Origin of the sequence: Janthinobacterium algoris (assembly GCF_051380935.1) — a bacterium.
Taxonomy (GTDB): domain Bacteria; phylum Pseudomonadota; class Gammaproteobacteria; order Burkholderiales; family Burkholderiaceae_D; genus Janthinobacterium.
Genome location: NZ_JBNYXZ010000002.1, coordinates 20,694 through 43,386 on the forward strand (window position 1 = coordinate 20,694; position 22,693 = coordinate 43,386).

General features: G+C 61.7%; 21 protein-coding genes. 15 read left to right on the forward strand and 6 right to left on the reverse strand.

Annotation, left to right across the window (positions count from 1 at the left end):
- Positions 1 to 61: 61 nt before the first annotated feature.
- Together ACQ4W7_RS02995 and ACQ4W7_RS03000 are read left to right on the forward strand one after the other, a co-directional pair.
- Entirely contained in the window at positions 62 to 388 is a 327-nt protein-coding gene (locus tag ACQ4W7_RS02995; protein WP_426071163.1) for a hypothetical protein, read from the forward strand.
- 181 nt (positions 389 to 569) lie between these two features.
- Positions 570 to 818 carry a DUF3297 family protein gene (locus tag ACQ4W7_RS03000; RefSeq protein ID WP_010398340.1) on the forward strand — a complete coding sequence of 83 codons (249 nt, stop codon included), beginning with the start codon at positions 570 to 572 and terminating at the stop codon, positions 816 to 818.
- Between the two features lie 79 nt (positions 819 to 897).
- On the opposite strand, the gene ACQ4W7_RS03005 is transcribed toward ACQ4W7_RS03000, so the two are convergent.
- The 4 genes from ACQ4W7_RS03005 to ACQ4W7_RS03020 all read right to left on the reverse strand — a co-directional run bounded on the left by ACQ4W7_RS03005 (position 898) and on the right by ACQ4W7_RS03020 (position 4,273).
- Entirely contained in the window at positions 898 to 1,563 is a 666-nt protein-coding gene (locus tag ACQ4W7_RS03005; RefSeq protein WP_436528335.1) for a hypothetical protein, read from the reverse strand.
- Positions 1,560 to 2,420 carry a hypothetical protein gene (locus tag ACQ4W7_RS03010; protein ID WP_436528337.1) on the reverse strand — a complete coding sequence of 287 codons (861 nt, stop codon included), beginning with the start codon at positions 2,418 to 2,420 and terminating at the stop codon, positions 1,560 to 1,562. The genes ACQ4W7_RS03005 and ACQ4W7_RS03010 overlap by 4 nt, the downstream gene beginning before the upstream one ends.
- 81 nt (positions 2,421 to 2,501) lie before the next feature.
- Positions 2,502 to 3,338 (reverse strand): glutaminyl-peptide cyclotransferase, encoded by an 837-nt coding sequence (locus tag ACQ4W7_RS03015; RefSeq protein ID WP_426071166.1) that lies wholly within the window; start codon positions 3,336 to 3,338, stop codon positions 2,502 to 2,504.
- Between the two features lie 26 nt (positions 3,339 to 3,364).
- Positions 3,365 to 4,273: a LysR family transcriptional regulator gene (locus ACQ4W7_RS03020; protein WP_436528339.1), complete on the reverse strand. Its 909-nt coding sequence runs from the start codon at positions 4,271 to 4,273 to the stop codon at positions 3,365 to 3,367.
- 104 nt (positions 4,274 to 4,377) lie between these two features.
- Here ACQ4W7_RS03020 and ACQ4W7_RS03025 point away from each other — a divergent pair, with 104 nt between their 5' ends.
- From ACQ4W7_RS03025 to ACQ4W7_RS03065, 9 genes are all read left to right on the forward strand, one after another.
- Positions 4,378 to 4,851: a CidA/LrgA family protein gene (locus tag ACQ4W7_RS03025; RefSeq protein WP_436528341.1), complete on the forward strand. Its 474-nt coding sequence runs from the start codon at positions 4,378 to 4,380 to the stop codon at positions 4,849 to 4,851.
- Positions 4,848 to 5,537 (forward strand): LrgB family protein, encoded by a 690-nt coding sequence (locus ACQ4W7_RS03030; protein WP_426071169.1) that lies wholly within the window; start codon positions 4,848 to 4,850, stop codon positions 5,535 to 5,537. Before ACQ4W7_RS03025 ends, ACQ4W7_RS03030 begins: the two co-directional genes overlap by 4 nt.
- Positions 5,538 to 5,601: 64 nt before the next feature.
- Positions 5,602 to 6,693 (forward strand): tRNA 2-selenouridine(34) synthase MnmH, encoded by a 1,092-nt coding sequence (mnmH, locus tag ACQ4W7_RS03035; protein ID WP_436528343.1) that lies wholly within the window; start codon positions 5,602 to 5,604, stop codon positions 6,691 to 6,693.
- 45 nt (positions 6,694 to 6,738) lie between these two features.
- The gene (gene selD / locus ACQ4W7_RS03040; protein ID WP_426071171.1) at positions 6,739 to 7,794 is read left to right on the forward strand and encodes a selenide, water dikinase SelD; all 1,056 of its coding nucleotides are present in this window, start codon (positions 6,739 to 6,741) and stop codon (positions 7,792 to 7,794) included.
- A gap of 26 nt (positions 7,795 to 7,820) precedes the next feature.
- Entirely contained in the window at positions 7,821 to 8,699 is an 879-nt protein-coding gene (locus ACQ4W7_RS03045) for a putative selenate ABC transporter substrate-binding protein (RefSeq protein WP_436528345.1), read from the forward strand.
- Positions 8,700 to 8,754: 55 nt separating this feature from the next.
- Positions 8,755 to 9,567, forward strand: coding sequence for a phosphonate ABC transporter ATP-binding protein (locus ACQ4W7_RS03050; RefSeq protein ID WP_436528347.1), 813 nt, complete (start codon positions 8,755 to 8,757; stop codon positions 9,565 to 9,567).
- Positions 9,561 to 10,391 (forward strand): PhnE/PtxC family ABC transporter permease, encoded by an 831-nt coding sequence (locus tag ACQ4W7_RS03055; protein ID WP_436528349.1) that lies wholly within the window; start codon positions 9,561 to 9,563, stop codon positions 10,389 to 10,391. Before ACQ4W7_RS03050 ends, ACQ4W7_RS03055 begins: the two co-directional genes overlap by 7 nt.
- The gene (phnE, locus tag ACQ4W7_RS03060) at positions 10,388 to 11,188 is read left to right on the forward strand and encodes a phosphonate ABC transporter, permease protein PhnE (RefSeq protein WP_436528351.1); all 801 of its coding nucleotides are present in this window, start codon (positions 10,388 to 10,390) and stop codon (positions 11,186 to 11,188) included. Before ACQ4W7_RS03055 ends, phnE begins: the two co-directional genes overlap by 4 nt.
- A gap of 30 nt (positions 11,189 to 11,218) precedes the next feature.
- Complete coding sequence (locus tag ACQ4W7_RS03065) at positions 11,219 to 11,584, forward strand: hypothetical protein (protein ID WP_436528353.1); 366 nt, start codon at positions 11,219 to 11,221, stop codon at positions 11,582 to 11,584.
- Positions 11,585 to 11,619: 35 nt separating this feature from the next.
- Here ACQ4W7_RS03065 and ACQ4W7_RS03070 read toward each other — a convergent pair whose 3' ends face one another.
- Together ACQ4W7_RS03070 and ACQ4W7_RS03075 are read right to left on the reverse strand one after the other, a co-directional pair.
- Positions 11,620 to 17,811 carry a YDG domain-containing protein gene (locus ACQ4W7_RS03070; RefSeq protein WP_436528355.1) on the reverse strand — a complete coding sequence of 2,064 codons (6,192 nt, stop codon included), beginning with the start codon at positions 17,809 to 17,811 and terminating at the stop codon, positions 11,620 to 11,622.
- 54 nt (positions 17,812 to 17,865) lie between these two features.
- A complete protein-coding gene (locus ACQ4W7_RS03075) occupies positions 17,866 to 19,560 on the reverse strand; it encodes a ShlB/FhaC/HecB family hemolysin secretion/activation protein (RefSeq protein ID WP_436528357.1) in 1,695 nt (564 codons plus the stop codon).
- Between the two features lie 991 nt (positions 19,561 to 20,551).
- Here ACQ4W7_RS03075 and ACQ4W7_RS03080 point away from each other — a divergent pair.
- The 4 genes from ACQ4W7_RS03080 to ACQ4W7_RS03095 all read left to right on the forward strand — a co-directional run bounded on the left by ACQ4W7_RS03080 (position 20,552) and on the right by ACQ4W7_RS03095 (position 22,588).
- A complete protein-coding gene (locus ACQ4W7_RS03080; protein WP_436528359.1) occupies positions 20,552 to 21,268 on the forward strand; it encodes an L-2-amino-thiazoline-4-carboxylic acid hydrolase in 717 nt (238 codons plus the stop codon).
- A gap of 160 nt (positions 21,269 to 21,428) precedes the next feature.
- Complete coding sequence (locus ACQ4W7_RS03085) at positions 21,429 to 21,779, forward strand: hypothetical protein (RefSeq protein WP_436528361.1); 351 nt, start codon at positions 21,429 to 21,431, stop codon at positions 21,777 to 21,779.
- A gap of 14 nt (positions 21,780 to 21,793) precedes the next feature.
- On the forward strand, positions 21,794 to 22,288 hold the full coding sequence (locus tag ACQ4W7_RS03090; RefSeq protein ID WP_436528363.1) for a GNAT family N-acetyltransferase: 495 nt from the start codon (positions 21,794 to 21,796) through the stop codon (positions 22,286 to 22,288).
- Positions 22,289 to 22,360: 72 nt separating this feature from the next.
- Entirely contained in the window at positions 22,361 to 22,588 is a 228-nt protein-coding gene (locus ACQ4W7_RS03095) for a hypothetical protein (RefSeq protein ID WP_436528365.1), read from the forward strand.
- Positions 22,589 to 22,693 lie beyond the last annotated feature (105 nt).

Consider the following 22,693-nt stretch of genomic DNA (forward strand, 5'->3'; position numbering starts at 1 on the left):
TCCATCCTCACGCCATCCGTGGTGCGGATGATGGCGCAGACTAACCATAGGAGTAACGATCATGACTTCCAACAGCAACGACAAAAGCGCTAAGCAGTCGAACAAACAGCAATCGGGCAACCAACAGTCGGACAAACAACAGTCGGACAAGTCGTCCGGCACCCGCCAATCATCCGCTGGCAGCCAGGGCGGCAAACAGGAGCAGCATGTCGAGGCGGGCCGCCAAAGCCACAAGAATGACGGCGACAAGCAATCCGCTTCGCAACAAATGGGGCTAGGCAGGACTGCCAGCGAACAAGCGGGTTCCGGTGCCGGTTCGCGTGGCGGCGCGCATGAGCAGCATGTGGAAACAGGACGTCAAAGCCACAAGAATGATGACAAATCCTGATTGCCGGGTCGTGTGATTGCCGGCAAATCTGCCGGGACTCCGCTACAGCATGGGCCGCTGCGGCAGTGCCGTGCCGGCCCATGGATATCCTAGGGCCAGGCCCGCCATTGCATGAACGGCCCGACGGCTGACGTGCGAAAGGCCGTTGTCTGGATCCGCATTCTGGGCGATAATTACGCCCATGAACGATACCACCACCTTACCCCCATTGCCCGATCGCTTGTCGATCGACCCTAGCAGCCCTTACCACGTTGCAGCCGTGTTCGAGAACGACGTCGGCATTCGCTTCAACGACAAGGAACGTCTTGACGTGGAAGAATATTGCATCAGCGAACGCTGGATCAAGGTCGCTTCCACCAAGTCACTTGACCGCCGCGGTCGTCCGCTGCAGATCAAGCTGAAGGGCAAAGTCGAAGCGTTTTACCGCTAAGCAACACCTACAGCTGCCATCGAGGCCGATTTCCATCGGCCTTTTTTACGTTTGCAGGTATTGCTCAGCCGCGTACCGATCAAGCGGCCGGCGGCGGCTGGTAAGCGCAAAAGCCCGGCCACTGGTCGCGGCTGTCACACACTTTCAGGCAGCCTTTATTATCGTTGAAGGTGGCGCTGACCTGGATGGGAAAGCCGTATTTGGGCGTAATGGCATTGAAAGCGGAGGGACAGCTTTTTTCGTTGCTGAAACGGAAAGTGATCTCTTCGCGCCGGCCCTTGCGCTCAAAGCTCAGCATGAAGGTTTCATTGCTATTCCACTGCGCCTTGCCCGGCACGCGGAAGCGGTAGCGTGGGCTGCCCGGCTGCTGGCCACCAACTTGGCGAGCATCAACTTGCTGGCCGAAGACGCGGCTGCTGGCCGTGGCCGTCTCGACCTTGGCAACCGGATACACCACTGCAAACATGTAAGTGCCGGCGAAACCCTGGTCGAAACCGAGTCCCTTCTGGTAGAACGGCACGACGATATGCGGCGCGCCCGAATATTCCACGCTGTTGTGGGACGTCATGCGCGACGTCAGCTTGTCATCGGGCGTTTGGGCAAAGATCACATCCAGTTCCAGCAGGGCCTGGCTCTTGTCGATGTCTTGCGCCAGATAATCCTTGGGGAATATTTCGCCATGCACGCAGCCGGCCAGGAGGGCTGCAGCAAGGCAGGCGCCGATGATGGTGTATTGTCGTTTCATGGCTGTTTCACCTCCGGCGGCGCGGAAGCGAGGCCCAGCCCCGTCACCTGCCAGCCGTTCTTGCCTTGTTTCCATTGAAATTGCTGGCCAAACCAGGCCAGTTCCAGCTCGCGCTGGATGCGGTTCGAATCCGTGCGGCCCTGGCCCGCCTTGATGGCGACGCGCGCCTGCTCGGAAGCCAAGGCCGAGAGGGGTTTCAGCCAGCGTTGATAGCTGTCGGGCGGCAAAGCCAGCACGCCGGCCACGCCGTCGTCGCGCGTGGCAACGATGACTTGCAGCGTGGTCAGCTTCCTGGCGAGATAGGCGCCGCGCTGGCGGTCGGGCGAGACGGAGACCAGCATGGCGGGCGCGTAATCGCCCGTGACGGTACCCGGCACGTCAAACCACAGCAGTTCGCCCGTGCCCGTGTCGAGCGCGCGGCCGTCGCGGGCAAACAGCAGTACCTCGCTGCGGCCCGGCTGCGGCACGCCCCATTCCGGGTCGCGCTCCGTGCGCACCATGCTGTCGCGCTGCATGGGACTGATGGGACGCATCAGCGGTTCGCCATTTTGCACGCCGATGAGGATGGTGCCCTGGCCCGTATAGCCCTTGGTGAACGCCAGCAACATGGGCTGGCCTTCGCGCGTGGCCTTGATGGGGCGCACTTCCACCACTTCGCGCGCGCCGCCGGGCCAATAGCCGTGCTGGCGGAAAGACAAGGTGACGAGCGGGTCGTGACGGTCGTTCGTGACGACGAAGTCGCCATACTGTTTGCTTACCGGCACATACGGCGTTTGCGCCTGCGCGGCGGGCACGATGGCGGCAGCCAGGCTGGCAGCCGCCGCCAGACGACGCGGGGAAAAAGAAAGGGACAGCATGGCATCCTGTAAAGGTCGCATTGGGCGGAGGACTAGCATCATAGACGATTCGTTGTCAGCAACACTGTCCGGTAGGATGCATCAATGGCGCTGGATTTCGATCAGCTCGATCTCGAACAGCTTCGGCCACAGCTTGCCCGTAACAAACAAACGCTTGCCGCGCGCATCCCAGGCGATGCCGTTGAGCACAGCGTCGGGATTGGCCGTGCCCCGCTGCCCCGGTGGCAGCAAGCCCGTCAGGTCGATCCAGCCCACGACCTTGCCGCTGGCCGGATCGATGCGGGCGATCACGTCCGCACCCCACACATTGGCATACAGCTCGCCATCGACCATTTCCAGTTCATTCAGGCGCTCGATGGGACGGCCTTCCGCCTTCACCTCGACGCGGCGCACCTCGGCCAGGGTTTTCGGATGCAGCACGCGGATGGCGGAAGTGCCATCGCTCATGTAGACGAATTTACCATCGCTGGCCAGGCCCCAGCCTTCGCCCTGGTAGCTGAAGGTGCGTTTCAATTTGAAGGTTTTCTGGTCGAACACATAGCCGGTCTGCGAAATCCACGTCAGGCCCAGGATCTCATCGCCCACGTCCGTGATACCTTCGCCGAAGACCTTTTTATCGAGCATGCTTTTCTGCAGTATCTTGCCCGTCGTCAATTCCACCTTGCGCAGCGAGGACTGGCCGTTCTGGCCCGTGCTTTCATATAAATGGCCATCCTTGAACAGCAAGCCCTGGGTAAAAGCCTGCGGATCGTGCGGATATGCATTCTTGACGAAATAGCCATATACGGGTAGCGCGGCCTGGGCGTAGCCCATTTCGCTCATCAGGCCCACGCTGCATAACAATCCCAGCAGCAGCGAGCCGGCGGTGTGCTTGAGTCTGGCATTGGCGTTGGCGTTGGCGTTGGCGTTGATGTTCATCTGCTCGGGCGGAAGTTGGTGTGCGCCTATTGTAAACGTGCCGCGTCCGCCATGCGCGCCCTGACAAGGTCCAGCCAGGCGCGCGCGGCGAAGGACAACCGCCCGCTGCGGCGCCAGGCCAGCATCAGATTCCATTCCACGGGCGGACCAGCGAGGGGAATGACGGCAAACTGCGCTGAATCGAGCGTGTCGCAATACATCTTCGGCAGCAGGCAGATGCCCACGCCCAGCCGCACCAGCGAGGCAATGAAATCCCACTGGCCGCTGCGGCCCGTGATGCGCGGCGCAAAACCGGCCCGCTGGCAGGCATCCTGCACGATGTCATTCAGGGCAAACGCGGCGCCATAGAAAATGAAGGGGCTGTCGGCCAGCTCGGCCAGGGCCACCGAGGCGCGTCCCTGCCACGGCGAGCCGGGCGCGGCCAGCAGGCACAGCGGCGAACGCACGAGAGGCAAAGCCTCGAAATCCTGCCAGGTGGCCGCATTGCCCGGATAGTCGAGCATGGTGCCCAGTTCCACCGTGCCGGTGCGCAGGTCGCGTTCGATGGCTTGCGTACCGCTTTCGTACATCTTCAGCTCGATGCCCGGATAGCGCTGGTGGTAGTCGGCCAGCCATGGCGCCAGCGTGGAATGCGTCTGCGGCGATACACCCACGCGCAGCTCACCCCGTTCCAGCTCTTGCAGGTCGCGCAATTCCACCTTCAGTTCCGCGTGCAGGGCCAGCAGCTCATGCGCGCGCGACAGCACCACCTTGCCCGCATCCGTGAGGGTAAAGCGCTTGCCGGCGCGGTCCAGCAAGGCCAGGTCCAGCGACTGTTCCAGCTGTTGGACCATCTTGCTGACGGTGGGTTGCGTCACATGCAGCTTGGCGGCTGCGCGCGTAAAACTGTTTTGCTCGACCACTTCGACGAAGTAGCGCAAAGAGCGGATATCCATGATGCATTCCAATATCGAATGATAATCATAATTTTAAGTCATTTTATCTTTTGATGTGGGGTCACTACAATGAAAACTTCCCCCCAGCCGTTTGAAAGCCCGCCGTGAAAGCACCAGCCTTACAGCATTCCCTCCATCCCGCCGCCGCCCTGCCATCCGCCCCCGCCTGGCGCCAGCCCGCGCAGACCGCGTGGCAAGTGGGCGTACTGATTGCCGCCTGGTGGCTGGCCGATGCGGCCGCTTCCGCCCTGCACTTGCCGTTCTCCGGCGGCGTGGTGGGACTGTTCGTGCTGGTGGCCTTGCTGCTGTCCGGCGGGGTGCGACCGTCCGCCATCGAATTGGGCGCGAACTGGCTGCTAGCCAACATGCTGCTGTTCTTTATTCCGCTGGTCGTGTCCGTGGTGCAATTTACGCAACTGTTGAAGGCGCAGGGTGTGATGCTGTTCGTGAATATCGGCCTGGGCTTTGCCAGCGTGATGCTGGCCACGGCCTTCACCGTGGAATGGGTGTGCCGTTATGAACGCTGGTTGCGCCTGCAAAAACTCGTGCGCCAGCGTACAGCCAGGGCGGCAGCATGAGCACCCTGGTCCTGTCCCTGCTGTTCCTGCTGCTGACCCTGGTGCTGTTCTATGCCAACCAGGCCGTGCACCGCCGCCACCCGCATTTTCTGCTCACGCCCGCCATCTGCACCTCGGCGATATTGATCGTCATCGTGCAGGCGACCTCGACGCCGTTCGCCACGTACTTCGGCGAAACGCGCTGGCTGCCGTGGCTGCTGGGGCCGGCTACCATCGCCTTCGCCCTGCCCATCTTCCAGGAACGCAAACTGATCCGCAAACACTGGCTGGCCTTGTCGCTGGGCAGCTGCGCCGGCATCGTGGCATCGGTCGCCGCCACCCTGCTGCTGGACCGGTTGCTGGGCGTGCACGGCGACATGGCGCGCAGCCTGCTGGCCCGTTCCGTCTCGACGCCGTTCGCGCTGGAAGCGTCGCGCCATATGGGCGGCTCGGCCCAGCTGACGGGCATCTTCGTTGTCATGACGGGCTTGTTCGGCTTGATGCTGGGCAAGCCACTGCTGAAACTGCTGCCCTTGCGCATGCGCATCGCCCGTGGCGCCCCGTATGGCGCGGCCGCGCACGGCTTTGGCCTGTCCGTCGCGCGCCGGGTCGGCACGGAAGAAGGTGCCGTAGCCAGCCTGACGATGATTTTCTCGGGCATCGTGACGGTCCTGCTGGCGCCGCTGCTGGGCAAGCTGTTAGGCTAGTCCCACGGCACGAGCCTTTATCGGGGATAATACGTCTTTCCCCATTCCAAGCAGCCGCGCCACGATGAAATACCCTGCAGTCCTGCCTTTCAGCGACATCCTGCCCCGCTTGCACGAGTTCGATGCCATCATCGACGTGCGCAGCCCGTCCGAGTTCGCGGAAGACCACTTGCCGGGCGCCATCAACCTGCCCGTGCTGGACGACGAGCAGCGCGTGCGCGTGGGTACTTTATACAAGCAGACCAGCGCCTTCGAGGCGAAAAAACTGGGCGCGGCGCTGGTGGCGAAAAATATCGCGCGGCATATCGAAGAGGGTTTGCTCGCTCATCCGCATTCCTGGTCCCCGCTCGTCTACTGCTGGCGCGGCGGCAACCGCAGCGGCGCCATGGCGCACATCCTGGCGCGCATCGGCTGGCCCGTCACGCAACTCGACGGCGGCTACAAGGATTACCGGCGCCATGTGAACGCCGAACTGGCCACCCTGCCCGAACGCTTCGACTTCATCAACGTGCTGTGCGGCCCCACGGGCAGCGGCAAGAGCCGCTTGCTGCAAGTGCTGGACCGCCAAGGCGCGCAAGTGATCGACCTGGAAGACTTGGCGGCGCACCGCGGCTCCGTGCTGGGCGGCTTGCCGGACGCGGACCAGCCCTCGCAAAAGGCGTTTGAAAGCGCGCTGTGGCAGCAATTGCGCCATTTCGACCCGCAGCTGCCCGTATTCATCGAGTCCGAAAGCAAGAAAGTGGGTCGTTTGCGCGTGCCCGATGCGCTGATGGAAAAGATGCGCGCAGCCGCTTGCACAGACGTGCAGCTGGCCACGGAGCAGCGAGTGCAATTGCTGATGGACGATTACGCCCATTACGTGGGCGATGCGGCGCGCCTGAACGTGCAGTTGGCTCTGCTGACGCAGCTGCATGGCCGCGAGAAAATTGCCCACTGGCAGCAGCTGGCCACCTCGGGCCGCATGGCCGAGCTGGTGGAAGCGTTGCTGGTGCAGCATTACGACCCCGTCTACCGGCAATCGATCGCCCGCAACTTCAGCCGCTACGCGCAGGCGACGCCGCTGGTCTTGCCCGATATCTCAGAACATGCCTTTGAGCAAGCCGCGCGCGCATTATGTGCTATCGTCGGCGAACCCCGTACCGCCAGCGCCGCGTGAACGCTGGCGCAGCTTCCAATGACCTTTTTGAGCAGGATGACGACCATGTCCGATAGCGTTGCACCCCCCATCCGATTGACCGAATTTGCCCATGGCGGCGGCTGCGGCTGCAAAATTGCGCCCGGCGTGCTGGCCGACATATTAAAAGGCAGCGGCGGCTTTCCCCTGCCGAAGGAGTTGCTGGTCGGCATAGAAACCTCCGATGACGCGGCCGTGTACCAGCTCAACGACGAGCAGGCGCTGATCGCCACCACGGATTTCTTCATGCCCATCGTTGACGATCCGTTCGACTTTGGCCGCATCGCCGCCACCAACGCCATTTCCGACGTGTACGCCATGGGCGGCACGCCCATCATGGCCCTGGCACTGGTGGGCATGCCGATCAACAAGCTGCCGGTGGAAACCATCGGCCTCATATTAAAGGGCGGCGAAACCATCTGCGCCCAGGCCGGCATCCCCATCGCGGGCGGCCACACCATCGATTCCGTCGAGCCAATCTACGGCTTGGTCGTGCTGGGCCTGGTCCACCCCTCGCAGGTGAAGCGCAACGCTGGCGCGCGCGCCGGCGATAAACTGGTATTGGGTAAGCCTATCGGAGTCGGCATCTTGTCGGCCGCGCTGAAGAAAAATGCGCTGGACGCGGCTGGCTACGCTTCGCTGATCGATAACACCACCAAATTGAATACCCCGGGCAAGAAACTGGCCCTGCTGGACGGCGTGCATGCGCTGACGGATGTGACGGGCTTCGGCTTGCTGGGTCACACCCTGGAACTGGCGCGCGGCGCCAAGTTGCAGGCGCGCATCGCCATGGGTGCCGTGCCGCTGCTGCCGCAAGTGCAGCAACTGGCGCAGAACGGCAACATCACGGGCGCCTCCGGCCGCAACTGGCAAGGTTACGGCGCGCAAGTGGCGCTGGACGAGAGCCTGAGCGCCATCGACAAGGCGATCTTGACGGACCCGCAGACGGCCGGCCCCCTGCTGGTGGCTTGCGCGCCGGAAGCCGTCGAGCAAGTGCTGGCGATTTTCCGTGCCGAAGGCTTTGGCGACGCCGTCGTCATCGGCGAGATGCAGGATGGCAGTACCGGGGTTTCCGTATATTAATGAACAATTTTTTTAAAGGTAGTCCCATGACCACGTTCTCCAACTCATTGAACAAGTTCCCCGCCATCCTGGCCACCGTCGCCGCCACCCTGGCCATCCACAGCGGCCTGGCGCAGGCGCAGCAAGTGTTGCGCGTATCCGCCATCCCCGACGAAGCGCCGACGGAATTGCAGCGCAAGTTCAAGCCGCTGGGCAGTTACCTGGAGAAAAAGCTGGGCATGAAGGTGGAATTTACGCCCGTCACCGATTACGCCGCCTCCGTGGAAGGCTTGATCAATAACAAGCTTGACATGGTCTGGTTCGGCGGCTTTACTTTCGTGCAAGCCAACGTGCGCAGCGGCGGCAAGATCGTGCCCCTGGTGCAGCGCGAAGAAGACACGAAATTCCGCTCGGTGTTCGTCACCACCAGCAAGGACATCAATCAGTTGTCCGATCTGAAGGGCAAGAATTTCACCTTCGGCTCGGAATCGTCGACGTCCGGCCATTTGATGCCGCGCTACTACTTGCTGGCCGCCAAGATCAACCCGGACACCGACATGAAACGCATCGCATTTTCCGGCGCGCATGACGCCACCGTGGCGGCCGTGGCCGGCGGCAAAGTCGATGCGGGCACCCTGAACATTTCCGTGTGGGAAAAACTGCTCGAAGCGAAAAAGGTCGATCCAAGCAAGGTACGCGTGTTCTACACGACGCCCGGCTACTACGATTACAACTGGAGCGTACGTGCCGACATGAATCCCGTCGTGCGCAAGAAGCTGACGGACGCTTTCCTGGCGCTGGATCCTGCCACGCCGGAAGGCAAGGAAATCCTCGAGCTGCAGCGCGCCACCAGATTCATCCCGACCAAGGCCGAGAACTACAAGGATATCGAAGCGGCCGCGCGCGATGCCGGTTTGCTGAAGTAAAGCCAACCAATCCGCTGGCCAGCGGCACGCTGGCCAGCACATTCCCCATTCTCGCATGACATTTCAACTTCACAAGGTCAGCGTCCACCACGCGGGCGCCGCCAGCAATGCGCTGGCCCTGCGCGACCTCGACCTGAACGTGGCCCAAGGTGAACAAATCGCCGTGATCGGCCCTTCCGGCGCCGGCAAGACCAGCTTGCTGCACACGCTGGCCTGCGCGCTGCGCCCCGAGTCCGGCACCTTGAGCATCCTTGGCACTTCTCCGTGGCGGATCGGCAGCACCGGGCGCCACGCCTTGCGCGCGCGCCTGTTCCTGGCGCCGCAAACGCCGCCGCTGCCGCCGCGCCAGCGGGTCGTCAACGCCGTGCTGGCGGGCCGCTTGCCGCAATGGAGTTTGTGGACGGCCATCCGTTCGCTGCTGGCGCCCGTCGACCCGCGCGCCGCGTGGGAAGCCCTGGGCAAATTCAAGCTGCAAGACAAATTGTATGCCAGGGTCGACCGCCTGTCCGGCGGCGAACGCCAGCGCTGCGGCATGGCCCGTGCGCTGGTGTCGAATGCGGAAGTGTTCCTCGTCGACGAACCGCTGTCCGCGCTCGACCCCACACTCGCTTTGCAGACGATCAATGTGCTGCAGGCCGAAGCCACAGCGCGCAACGCCACCCTGATCTGCAGCCTGCACCAGGTGGAAATCGCCCGCGCCTGCTTTACGCGCATCGTCGCCTTGCGCGATGGCAAGATCGTCTTCGACTTGCCTGGCGCCGAGGTCAGCGACGCCATGATAGAGCAACTGTACCGCAACAAGGCCGATCCGGCGCCCCTGGTCGAGGTGCTGGAGGCGAACCTGGACGGCGCGAGGCCCCTTTGCTGAAGGTCTCCACCCTGCCCCGCGACCCCGCCTGGCGCGGCCGTCTGACCATCGCTGCCATCGTGCTGCTCGTGCTGTGGCCGATGCTGGTGCAAGCCGAATTCAAGCCGTGGATTTTATTCGATGCGCAAAGCCTGGCCGCCACCTGGCAATTCCTTGCCAGCTTCGTGCCACCCGCTCACTCGCTGGAATTCCTGCAACTGGTGGCAATTTCCAGCTGGGAAACCATCGCCATGGCCACGGCCGGCATGGCGCTGGCCATGCTGGGCGCCATTCCCCTGACCCTGCTGGTGACGGAGCGACTGTCGATTTCGCGCATCGGCAGCGGCACAGTGTCGCCCCTGGCCGCCGCCGTGCGCCACGCCGTGCGTGCCGTGCTGGTGCTGCTGCGCAGCGTGCCGGAACTGGTCTGGGCATTATTGCTGGTGCGCATAGTCGGCCTGGGACCGACGGCGGGCGTGATCGCCATCGCCCTCACGTATTGCGGCATGCTGGGCAAGGTGTATGCGGAAATCCTCGAATCATCGGACGCTGCCGCCTGCAACGCCCTGCTCCACAATGGCAGCGGCCGCTTGAAAGCCTTGCTGTATGGCGCCCTGCCCGAATCGGCTGCCGAACTGGTGTCGTACACGATTTACCGCTGGGAATGCGCGATCCGCGGCTCCGTCGTCATGGGTTTTGTCGGCGCGGGCGGTTTGGGCCAGCGCATGGATGAATCGATGAAAATGATGGCAGGCAATGAGCTGGCCACCATGCTGATGGTCTTCGTGCTGCTGGTGGCGGGCGCCGATGCCGTTTCCGCCATGCTGCGCCGGAGGCTGGCATGAAGCAAGAATCAACTTTGCTGCCCATGCCTGCCCCGGTGCGTTGGTCGACCTGGGCCTTGCTAGCTGGCTTATTGCTGCTGGTCATCGCCAGCTTTGCCACCCTGCCCTTGAAATGGGGCGAGTTCTTCAGTGCCGACGCCGTGCGCACCAGCGCCGATTTCCTGCACGGCTTCGCGCCGCCGGAACTGGCCAGCCCCTTCCTCATGCGAGTCGGCGTGGCCACCTTCGAGACGCTGGCCATGTCGGCCATCGGCACGCTGATTGCCGCTGTCCTGGGTGCGCTGCTGGCCCTGCCCGCCAGCGGCCGTTTTGGCACCTTGGCGCGCAATGCCACACGCGCAATCCTGAACGTGCTGCGCTCGATTCCCGAGCTGGTGTGGGCCTCGATTTTGCTGATCGCCGCCGGCCTGGGTCCGTTTGCGGGCACCCTGGCGCTGGCGCTGCATACGGTGGGCGTGCTGGGCCGATTGTTTGCCGATGCCTTCGAGAATTGCCCGCCCTTGCCTGCCGCCACCTTGCGCATCAATGGCGCGCACCCCGCCGTGGCTTTCCTGTACGCCACCTTGCCGCAGTGCAGCCCGCAAATGATGTCCTACACGTTGTACCGCTGGGAAAACAATATCCGCGCCGCCGCCATCCTCGGCGTAGTGGGTGCGGGCGGCCTGGGGCAGATGCTGAAATACCATCTGTCGCTATTCCAGATGCAGGCCGCCGCCACCGTCATCATCGCCATGCTGCTGATGGTGGCCGCCGTCGATGCGCTCAGCTATGTGCTGCGCCGCGCCATGACCAAATAAGCTGGCTAACTTTTATCAAGGAATTCACGCATGGCAGGCTGGTGGACTATTATCTCGACAGAAACACCGGAACAGATGGCCGACCTGGCCAAGGTCAATAAAGACGCCATCCTGGCCACCTGGGAAGCGGGCTTGGGCGGCCTGGGCTGGATCACGCAACTGTGCCAGCAAGGCAAGGCGACCCAGCTGACCTGCAACGGCTTTCCAAACCGCTATACGGCGCTGGCATCCGATCTGAAGCCCCTCCTGTTCACCGGCATCGCCGAGGCGCAGGAAGGCGTTTTCCAGGAAGACCGCCCCGCCGGCTGGCCCGGCAGCATCACGCTGCACCAAGAGCGCATCGCCGCTTGTCAGCCTGGGCAGGTATTGACGGTCGAGGTGTGGGACCAGTCCTGAGCGGAAAACCTGAGCCAGCCAGCCGCGTTCAGGCGCTATTTATCCGCTCCCTCCGCCAGGACCAGGATCCACCGTTTCCCATTGACCATGATTTTCACCTCGAACGGCAGTGCGCCGGCAGGCGCGGCCGAGACGTCGAAACTGTGCGTCTGCGCAACGTAGCGCAACCATGCCGGCAGGGGCGCGTCATCGGTTCTGCTGATGCGCACCGATGCGCGCGTGTCTGACAGGGCTGCGGTCAACGGCGCCGGCAAAGCAAAGCTGAAACCGTCACCCTTGCTCACCATATCTTTGGGAATCGACACGCTCACCATGCCCGGCTGGCCATCCGACGACGGTCGCACCAGCGACACCGTGATAGCGCTATTGCGCTGGCCGTCGACGATACGGCCACCCGCAACGGGTACTTGCAGCGTCAGCGCCAAAGGCGATGCCACCGTGGTCAGTGCCGGAACGACAGGCACGGTGACCGGCAGTTGCGGCACCCGGGTAGGCTCGACGCCTGCGGCCAGGATGCTGGCGCTGGTGCTGGCGCTGCTGTTTTGCAAGCTGTAGTTGGCGGCATCGCTACCCGCGATATTGATCCCCGTTACCGTGACCGGTTTGTCGCTCCCGACATCGGCATTGGCGAAGCTTGCCCCGGCATCGGCGAGCGTCAGCGCATCGCCGGCAATGCGGTTGTCCGCAAGCACGACCAGCGCGGCGGTCGTACCATCGAACTGCCGATCGATCCCCGTGGCGCCCACGGTGAGCGCGCGCGGTGTGATATTGGCCGTGGTGGTGGTGAGCCCCGCGCCCAAGACATAGTTAGCGGCATCGGCGCCACTGGCCGAGATATTGCTGACGCTCACCATCTTGCCCACGCCGGCGTTCTTGTCCGCGAAACTGGCATTGCCGGTCAGCGTCAGCAGATCCCCCTCCACCCGGTTGTCCGCCAGTATCGCGCTGCTGCCAGTGCTGCCGTCGTAGATACGGTTTACGCCGCTAGCGCTGACCGTCAAGGTCCGCACCGTGATGTCGGCCGTGGTCGCGGCCGAGGTGTTGTACTCATAGTTGGCCGCATCGGTACCGGCGACCTGGATGCCCGTCACGCCGACAGCCTTTGCTGTGCCGACGTTCTTGTCGGAAAATGTCGCCGCTTCGTCAGTGACGCTCAGCGCGTCGCCGGCAACCCGGTCATCGGCCAGGGCGACCGTCGCATTGCGGCTGCCGTCATACACGCGATTGACGCCGCTGGCACTGACGTTGAGCATGCGCGGCGTAATATCGGCATGGGTAAGGGCCGTGGTATTTTCCAGAGCATAATTCCCGCCGTCGCTACCGCCGATGCTGATGCCGCTCACATTGACCGTTTTGCCGATGCCGACATTCTTGTCCAGGAAATTGGCCGATGCATAGCTAAAGCTCAGCACGTCACCCGTGACGACTCTGTCATCCGGCGTCACAAGCACCACATCCACGCTGCTGCCGTCATACACGCGATTGCTGCCGCTGGCGAACACCGCCAGGGAACGCGGCGTGATGTTGGCATACGCCGTCGCCGTGGAGCTGTCGAGACTGTAATTGCCCGCGTCCGCGCCGCCCAGACTGATGCCGGTAACATTGACCGTTTTGCCAACGCCCACGTTCTTGTCGAGGAAATTGGCGGCGGTGTAAGCGTAGCTGAGAATGTCGCCGCCGACTACGCTGTCATCGGGAATCAGGGTCGCCAGCGCGGCGGTGCCCCCGTTGTACACACGGTTGCTGGCATTGGCGAACACGCTCAGCGGCCGCGCCGTGATATTCGCCTGCGTCGTTGCGCTCGTGCTGCCGATGGCGTAGTTGCCGGCGTCGGCGCCGCCCAGGCTGATTCCCGTCACGTTGACGGTCTTGCCGGTGCCGACATTTTTATCCAGGAAGTTGGCGGCGCCGTAAGAATAGGTCAGCTGATCTGCGGACACGACGCTATCGTCCGGTATCAAAGTCACGGCATCGCCGGTGCCGCCGTTATACACGCGGTTGGTACCGCTGGCGAACACGTCGAGCGCGCGCCTGGTGATGTTGGCTGTCGTGGTGGCGCTCGTACTGGCCACGCTATAGTTGCCGGCATCGAGGCCGCCGATGCTGATGCCGCTCACATTGACCGTTTTGCCGATGCCGACATTCTTGTCCAGGAAATTGGCCGATGCATAGCTAAAGCTCAGCACGTCACCCGTGACGACGCTGTCGTCCGGCGTCAGGACCGCCGTATCCACGGTGCTGCCGTCATACACGCGATTGCTGCCGTTGGCGAACACCGCCAGGGAACGCGGCGTGATGTTGGCATACGCCGTCGCCGTGGAGCTGTCGAGACTGTAATTGCCCGCGTCCGCGCCGCCCAGACTGATGCCGGTAACATTGACCGTTTTGCCAACGCCCACGTTCTTGTCGAGGAAATTGGCGGCGGTGTAAGCGTAGCTGAGAATGTCGCCGCCGACTACGCTGTCATCGGGAATCAGGGTCGCCAGCGCGGCGGTGCCCCCGTTGTACACACGGTTGCTGGCATTGGCGAACACGCTCAGCGGCCGCGCCGTGATATTCGCCTGCGTCGTTGCGCTCGTGCTGCCGATGGCGTAGTTGCCGGCGTCGGCGCCGCCCAGGCTGATTCCCGTCACGTTGACGGTCTTGCCGGTGCCGACATTTTTATCCAGGAAGTTGGCGGCGCCGTAAGAATAGGTCAGCTGATCTGCGGACACGACGCTATCGTCCGGTATCAAAGTCACGGCATCGCCGGTGCCGCCGTTATACACGCGGTTGGTACCGCTGGCGAACACGTCGAGCGCGCGCCTGGTGATGTTGGCTGTCGTGGTGGCGCTCGTACTGGCCACGCTATAGTTGCCGGCATCGAGGCCGCCGATGCTGATGCCGGTGACGTTGACGGTCTTGCCATTGCCGACGTTCTTGTCGAGAAAGTTGGCCGACGTATAAGAATACGTCAGCGCGTCACCGAACACGACGCTGTCGTCCGGGATCAGGTTGGCAATATCGTTCGTGCCGCCGTTGTAGCTGCGATTGGTCCCGCTGGCAAAGACGGCCAGTGAGCGCGGCGTGATGGTGCCTGTGCCGCTGGCACCCGTGAGCGTGTAGTTGGTATTGATCGCGCTGCTGCCGCTCAAGGTCAGGCCCCCCAGCGCAAGCGCCTGGGCTCCCGCACTGACATTCTTGCTCGCGACCGAGGCACTGCCGGTCAAGCCGCATGCGCTCAGGCCGGCAGTGCAATCTGAACCGACCAGATTGCTGGCTTGCATCACGTTGTTGGACATCACGGTGCCGCCGTTGTAAGCACGCGTGGCGACCAGGCCCAGCGGCCGTTTCAGCACCGTATAGCTCAGGCCAGCGTCGGGGAGGAAGGCGTAGTCGCCCGCGTTGGCGCCGCCCAGCACCAGGCCCGAGCTGTAGATAATTTGATAATTCCCCGCATTCGATCCGACGCTGGGCGCGCCGCCAAACAAGGCGCTGCCGCTGACGTTCAATCCAAGGGCGGCCATGCCATTCGCATCCAGCAGTGTCGCGCCATTGAACAGGCTATAAGTAAAGGTACCGACGAGGTCGCCGTAGATGTTGCTGCTCTGGCTGCTGTTGACATGCACGCTCAGCGGCTTGGAAACCGGGCAGTTGGCGAATGCGGTCAGGCAAGGGTAACCGTTGTTGACGCTGGCCTTGATTTGCCACACGGGCGCCGAAGAAAAATTCCAGCCGGCGCCGGTGAAGGTGCCCATGCTTTTCATTTCGGCGCTGGTCTTGCCCGTGCCGCCAGGGCTGGCCGCCTGGCCGCTGGTCTGGGTATCCCAGAAGCTATTGCTAATGACGGACGGCGAGTTTCCGCCATCGACCGACAGCGTGCCGACCAGGCCGCCCACACTGGTGTTGCCATTATTGATAGTCACGGCGCCGACGGCATAGCTGTTGCTGATGTTCGACCCGTTCTCTCCCACCAGGCCGCCGACATTGGTGTTGCCGTTGACCGCGCCCGTGGCGTAGGTATTGATAATATTGCTGCCCGTCCCGCCCGCCGCCTGGTTCAGGCCAACCAGGCCGCCGACGGTCTGGTTGCCCGTGACGTTGCCGCTGGCGTAGCTGCTGCTGATGGTGCCGAAATAGTTGATGCCGGCCAGCCCGCCAATGAACGCCGTGGTGCCCGTGACATTGCCGCTGGCGTAGCTGTTTGTCGTTTGCCCGCCGAACATTCTCCCCACCAGTCCACCCACGTTCGTGGTACCGGAAATGTTGCCGCCAGCATAGCTGTTGGTGATGATCCCGGCCTGGCTTTCGCCGACCAGGCCACCGGTGTTATTGAACCCGGTCACGTTCATGGTCGAGAAACTGTTGCTGATGCTGCCCCAGCTCCGGCCTACCATGCCGGACGCGTATTGTGCCCCGTTGACCGTGCCGCCGACGATGCCAAGATTGCGCAGCTGAACCGTATTGTCGCCATACAGGCTGGCGAACAAGGATGACTGGTTGTTGATGGTTGGCGCGACGATGACGTGACCGAGACCGTCGAATGCGCCCCATGAGATTGAAAACTGCTGCATGCCGATGGCGCCACCGGCATTCCAGGAGGCAGTCGACGTGGCGTCGATGTCGCTGCCCAGCGCGTAGAAGGCGTTCTGACTTGCTTGCACGCCCTGCAAGGTGCCCGGCGTCATATCGTTGCGGTCGGCGCCCAGGCTGTTGATGACTGTATAGACCTGATTCTTGATCGTCAACGTACCGCTGCCGGCGAAATTGACTTTGCCTTTGAAGGTGTTGCCGGCGCCGAATGACGTGTTGACCTTGCCTGCCGTCGGCTCGAGATCGAGGCTGGCCGTGCCGCTCGCCGTCATCACCGCATTGATATTGACGTCATTGGTGGCGGTCAGGGTCAGCTTGTTGGCGCTCCAGGTGACGGCATCATTGACGGTGACATTGCCGTCGCTGCCGCCGCCGTTGGTGCTGGCAATGGCAACATCGGCGGTAGCCAGGTTGCTGCTCAGGGTCGCGCCGCTGATATCACCGCCGCTGGCGGCAATCGTAAAGCCGTCCGGATCGAGCAGCCACCGCCCCGACTTGCCGTGCGCGGCGCGCGCGTCGACGCGGGTGGCGTCGCGGATGGTCAGGTGGCTGGCGGAGGTTTCGATGAAGCCGCCGTCGCCGCCGCTGTCGCCGCCGCGCGCACTGAAGCTGCCGCTGACATCGGTCCGGCTGGCCGCATTGGCGAGGTCCGCGATCAAGGTCACCGTGCCGCCCCGCCCCGCGCTGCCGGCAGCCGCGTTAGCGCTGATGGTGCCGCCGGCACTGATCTGGTCAGACGCGGCCAGCATGATGCGCCCGCCATCATTCGTCAAGCCGTTTGCCTCCAGCGCGCCGCTGTTGTTGATCACGCCCCCCATCAGGCGATTGGCCGCCTGGGCCGACATGATAATCGTGCCGCCGGGAGCCAGCACCGCTTGCCGGTTCTCGACCAGGGCGGCGATCGCGGATGGCGTGACGATCACGCCGGCCAGGGTATTGCTGTCGCCGAACTGCAGCTTGATCTGTTCGCCCGATGCCAACGCCACGGTACCGGCGTGGGCCATGATCAGGCCGTTGTTGCGCACTTCCGGCGCCAGCAAGGCGATATAGCCGCCGAGCGTCGCGTGCAGGCTGCCCTCATTGATGACGCTGCCCGTCGCGCCCCCGCGTGAAAACGTGTTCACGCCCGCCATGAAATCGGCGCTCGACATATTGTGGGTGGTGGCCACCAGCCCGCCCACATTGACCGACGCGGAGGGACTGAAATAGACGCCATTCGGGTTGCTCAGGAACACCTGGCCGTTCGAGGTGATGCGACCGAAAATCTGGCTCGGTTGCGCATCGAGAACCCGGTTCAAGGTGACGGCGCTGGCCGAAGGCTGGGCGAAATTGACGCTGGCCTTGGCGCCGAGATTGAACGTCTGCCAATCGATTGCCGCGCGCGCCGTGCTCTGCTGGATGTTCATCGCCGCGCCATTCCGGGTGATCACGACCTGGCCGCCAACGACTGTCGCGCCGGCAGGCAGCGCGGTCGGCGCGGGCGGCGCCGCGAAGGCGCCCATGCTGGCGCCAAGACCGAGCGCCGCGAACGCCGGAGCGAGCAAGGTGCGGCCGCTGCGCTTACCTTTGCCTCTGGCGTTTTCCGCCACGGCGACCCAGGCGCCAAGAATCTCGCTCCAGATCAATCGGTAAATACGGTTCATGGACGCGTGCATGGTGGTACTCCTTCAAAGCAGAGGAAAACGAAATGGGGGGGCATGCGGCGAAAGCTAGAACGGCATCGAGGCCTGGAGCCAAAAGCGATTCTTTCTGAATGAACCATCCTGGTCCGTTCCCGCCAGTGTCGGGTTCGGATTGTCACCAATGCGCCTGGCCCAGGTCGCTTTGAGGTTCAGGCCGAAGCTGGCCAGCCAGCCGACGGACAGTCCCGCGCCCTTGAGGCTATAGCTGCCCAGCGCCGGCGCGCCGGGAAAAGCATTGTCGTGGTTGACCTTCACGCGGCCCCAGTCGTAGAAGCCGGTGACGTTCACGTTGTTGGGCAGGCGCGCGCGCAACTCCAGATTGAACAGCTGCCCTTCCGAGCCACCGCCTTCGTTGGACGGATAGGCGCGCACGCCATACGCGCCGCCGAGATAGAATTTCTCGGCCGAATCGAGGTTCTTTCCTGCAGTCTGGCCCGAGAACGCGGCGTACACGGCCAGCGTCTCGGTGAGTACCTGCTGGCGGCTGACGGCATAGCGCAGTTTGGTGAAACTGCCGCCTGTGCGCGTGGTCATGGCGTCGGCCCTGGCGTTGGGCGAGCCGTCAAGGTCGACATTGCCGTGTACCAGCGCGAGGCTGGCGCTGTTGCTGCCGCCGCCACCGTATTGATCAAGCACATTGCCGCTCAGGCCGACAGTGAAGGTGTCGATCTTGTAATGGGTGATCGTGCTCGCCACCGCACGATTGTCGAAGCGCTTGTTGTCGTAATTGAGGGCCAGATAGAGATTTTTCAGGCGCGCGCGGATCAACGGGTAGCTCGCTTCGAGCCCGCTCGTGGTCGACGTCCCGGATGCGTCAAGCGCGGCCAGTGCATCGTCCACCAGGCGGTAGCGCAGGTGCGACGCGTTGGCGCCGACCCGCCATCCGGCCGCCCCCAGCGGCACGGTGTAGGCCAGGCGGGCATAATCGCTGCCTTCCGTATGCATCAGATTGACGACCGCCTGGTCGCCAAGGCGCAGGGGACTATTGATGTACAGGTCGGCGGTCAGGCGCGCGCTGCCGGTGGAACGGGCGCTGGCATTGTCGACGCCGACCTGCCCGTTGATGCGTTTTTCATCCTCGATCTTCAAGACCAGGTCGACTTCATTGGCCTGCTCCCCGGGTGCCAGGCTGCCGGCCGTGCTGATGCCAGGCATGTCGTCCAGCAACAGCAGGGCGCGGTCCATCGCCTCCGCTTTCAGCGCGGCGCCATGTGGCTGGGCGGCACCCACGATCGGCACCAGCCTGTCGAATGGCAAGCGGGTCGGCGGCGTGCCTTCCATGCGCACTTGTCCAAACACCGCTTCGACGACCTGCAGCGTCACGACACCGTCCTTGATCTCCTGCAGTGGCAGATAGACGCGCACGATCCAGCCGGCCTTGCGGTAGGTTTCGGCCACTGCTGCGGCGGCGTTTTGAAGGTCATTGAACGAGAGTGGCCGGTTCAGGTAGCGCGCCACGGCAGGCGCCAGTTGCGCTTCCGTGAGCAAGGTATTGCCGGCGAATTGAAACCGCGATACCGTGACCGACATTCCCGACAATTCTTTCATAGGCTGCGGCGGTGCAGCCAGAAGCGGCACCTGCTTGCTTGACGGCGGCGGCAAGCGCCCTTTTTCAATTTGCTGCAATAGCGAACCCGCATCCGGAACGGTTTGCGCGAAAGCGGATGAAACGGAGATCGACAAAACTGTCAGGATGTACAGCGGCGAGCGATGTGGCAGCATGAGTTGAATCCCTTCTGGTGCGAGTGACTTCCTTGACGATGAAAATCATCAACAGGGGTGGTGAGGTGCCGGCAGCCGATCATTGCGGCATGCGGGATTTAGGCGAGCTCTTTAGTTTTCTCTCGAAAACTTGAAAACAGGGGCGTTTTCATTCAATAGAGGAATTTCCGCATTCGACCTCCAGCTAAATGTAGAGCTTGGTTTCCACTATAAAATTTTCGTGCATTCATTGAGAATACGCGTGGAAATCTTATGCGCAAGAGATATTGAAATTAAAATGCGGCTTAGTCGCTTTTTTGCACATTGTTTTTTTCATAAATTTCACGCGAGAAAAAAGTTTTACGCTATACGACCAACTTCCTTAACCATGAGATAACCCAGCCATTTAAGCTATTATATAAACGGGGTCGGTGCGAGAAGGGAGGCGAGAATCGCGTCGATCAGCATTCAGTGAAAAACCAAATGGCAAAGCCTGCAATTTCGTGAACGGCAATGCGGATCTGGTGCTGGACGACGGGGGTATGGTCGTAAGTGCTGAAGCAAGAATACGGAGAAACGTTGGCAAGCGCTATCGTAATTAATGGTATTTTCAAAGTTCGATGTATCCGTGCACATTTTTAATTTTTTTTATATTGTTTCCATGTGGAAATTAGATTGCAAGCCCCTTTTGCTGTAGTCTCGGAAGGCCGGACATGCAAAGCAATAATTAAGCATGTTCAATTTACAATACCCATTTCCCCCCTGGCGCGTCATATATTGCCGCCGTGGGACTGCCGCTGAAAAGCAGGCCTATGTGGCACAATATGATATTTTTAATGCCAAAAAATAAATCTTGTAAAAAAACCCACAAACTCTCGCCATCTTGATGAGATACTGACTCACGGTCTACCGAATCAATTTCATTTACATAGGCCCGCGTTTTTACACAGCCAAGGCCAAAAGCGGACCTGTGGCTGGATTGTCAATAGACTGTATATCAAGGAGGTGTTGCATGGCTGATATAATCCATCCCTTTTACGCGTCGCATCGCGCTGCAATGGAGGCCGCCATGCTCCATTGCCTCGAGCTTGCTGAATCGATGTTATGCGAGCGCGCGCATCTATCCAATATGCATGGGATCAGGCAGGAGGTGATGGCCGAATTCGGCATCGTCCTTGCCCACATGCCCTATGTCGGCGGCGCAGCAAGTCGCATGAGTGATTTCTTCATGCGTCTCATGGGTTTTATGGCCATCAGCCGGGTGCTGCGGCGGCACGGCGTGCCGGTGTCCATGATCGGCGAAATGGAGCGGGAAACCTACAAGGCGCAATTGCTCACCATGCCCGAGGCGGAACGGCACGAGGCGGGACGCCAGTTCATGTCGCCAGAGAATCAGGCTTTGCTGCGCGAGCAGGCGTTAAAAAGCACGACAGAAAGCCATCAGATGGAGTTTCCAGAAGATTTCATCTACGATTTCGTTGAGCCGGGGGCAGATGACAACTTTGAATTCGGCATCAACTACCGGGCATGCGGTTTTTGCAAATTCGCACAGCGCCATGACGACAAAGAAATCTTGCCGAACATTTGCGGGCTTGATTTCGTCGCCTATGCAGCGCGTGGTATCCACTTGGAAAGAACTCAAACCTTGGCTGGCGGCGCGAGCCACTGCAATTTCCGATTCTCCCGCCTCTCGCCCCCTCTCTCACCCCGTTCCCCCAACAAGGCGTGAGCAACATGGTGGGAACGGTGACAAATAAGCCAGTGATCCTGTTAATATTGCCAAATACTTAAATTACTGGCGCTATCCCATGGATAAGCGCCATGCCATTCAAGCATGACGGACGTATTTTCCTGCGCCGCAGGCCACTCTAGCATAGACTGTTAATACCATGAAAAAACTGTTCCTGGCCGCCCTCGCCGCTTGCTGTGCCCTGCAGGCCAGCGCCGCCCCTGTCGAAGACTTTATCGGCACCTGGAAACTGGAACGCACCAGCGTGCCGAATTATGTCGTCATCAAACAGGAAGGCGACCGGCTCGTGGCGCTGCGCTATACGCGCAATGTGCTCACCAACAAGATCACCGAGCGGCGCTTTCCCGCCAGCTATGTGAACGGCGATGTCACCATTGCCGCGGGCGAGACGATCATCGAGGCGCGCAGCGTGAACGACATGGCGACCGTCACGATGCTGGCGGAAGCGTACAGAAAGATTTCGTCCTCCACGGCCGCGCCGACCAGTTAAAGAAACTCACAGATTTGAAGAACATTATTATCCGCCCCACCAGCGCCGCCGACTGGCAGGCGCTGAAAGCCACGCGCCTGGCCGCCCTGCTCGATGCACCCACCGCCTTCGGCGCCAGCCACGCCAGCGCAGCCCGGTTTTCCGGTCCCGAATGGCAGCAGCGCGCCGTCAGCACGCCGCAGCGCACGTTTTTCCTCGCCTTTGACGGAGAACACCCCATCGGCCTTGCCGCGCAAGTGGTGGCCGCCAATAACGAGTGCCACCTGATCGCCATGTGGGTACAGTCCGAATATCGGGGCATGGCCGTGGCGCAAGGCCTGGTCGACGCCGTCAAACAGCGCGCCGTGGACAATGGCCACGCCCGGCTGGTGCTGGACGTGGCGCCGGAGAATGCGCGCGCAGCCGCGTTTTACCAGAAACAGGGCTTTGTCTTTTTACCGGAATGGGAGCCGCTGGAAAGCCATCCGCATACCCAGGTGCAAAAGATGGAATGGCTGGCGGCGGCGTGAACTCAATCAGTACACGTGACGACCATTTTTGCAGCCATCCGTGCCGCTGCCTGCACACCCTGAGGATAAACTGTGTTTGATTGGATTTTCGACGCCATCGTCTGGATGGTTCGCCTATTGCTCTATGGTCTGTTAGGAACAGTCATTGAAAAGCTGTTCTATTGGCCGGGCTGGGCAATGCTGCGACTACTCACTCTGGCCCACTATCCGCCGGCGAGAGGGCTCCCTCACAATCGCTTTGCTGTAGCTCTATTTGCTGCGGTAATCGTTGCTTCCGGCTTGCTCATGGCATTGACGTAAATACGGTTACTATTAATAAATTGCCAAAACCATTGAACGTCCCATATATTTTCAGGACAGCCTGGCTCTTGCAATTTCATCCAACGCAACGCGGCGTGACTAACT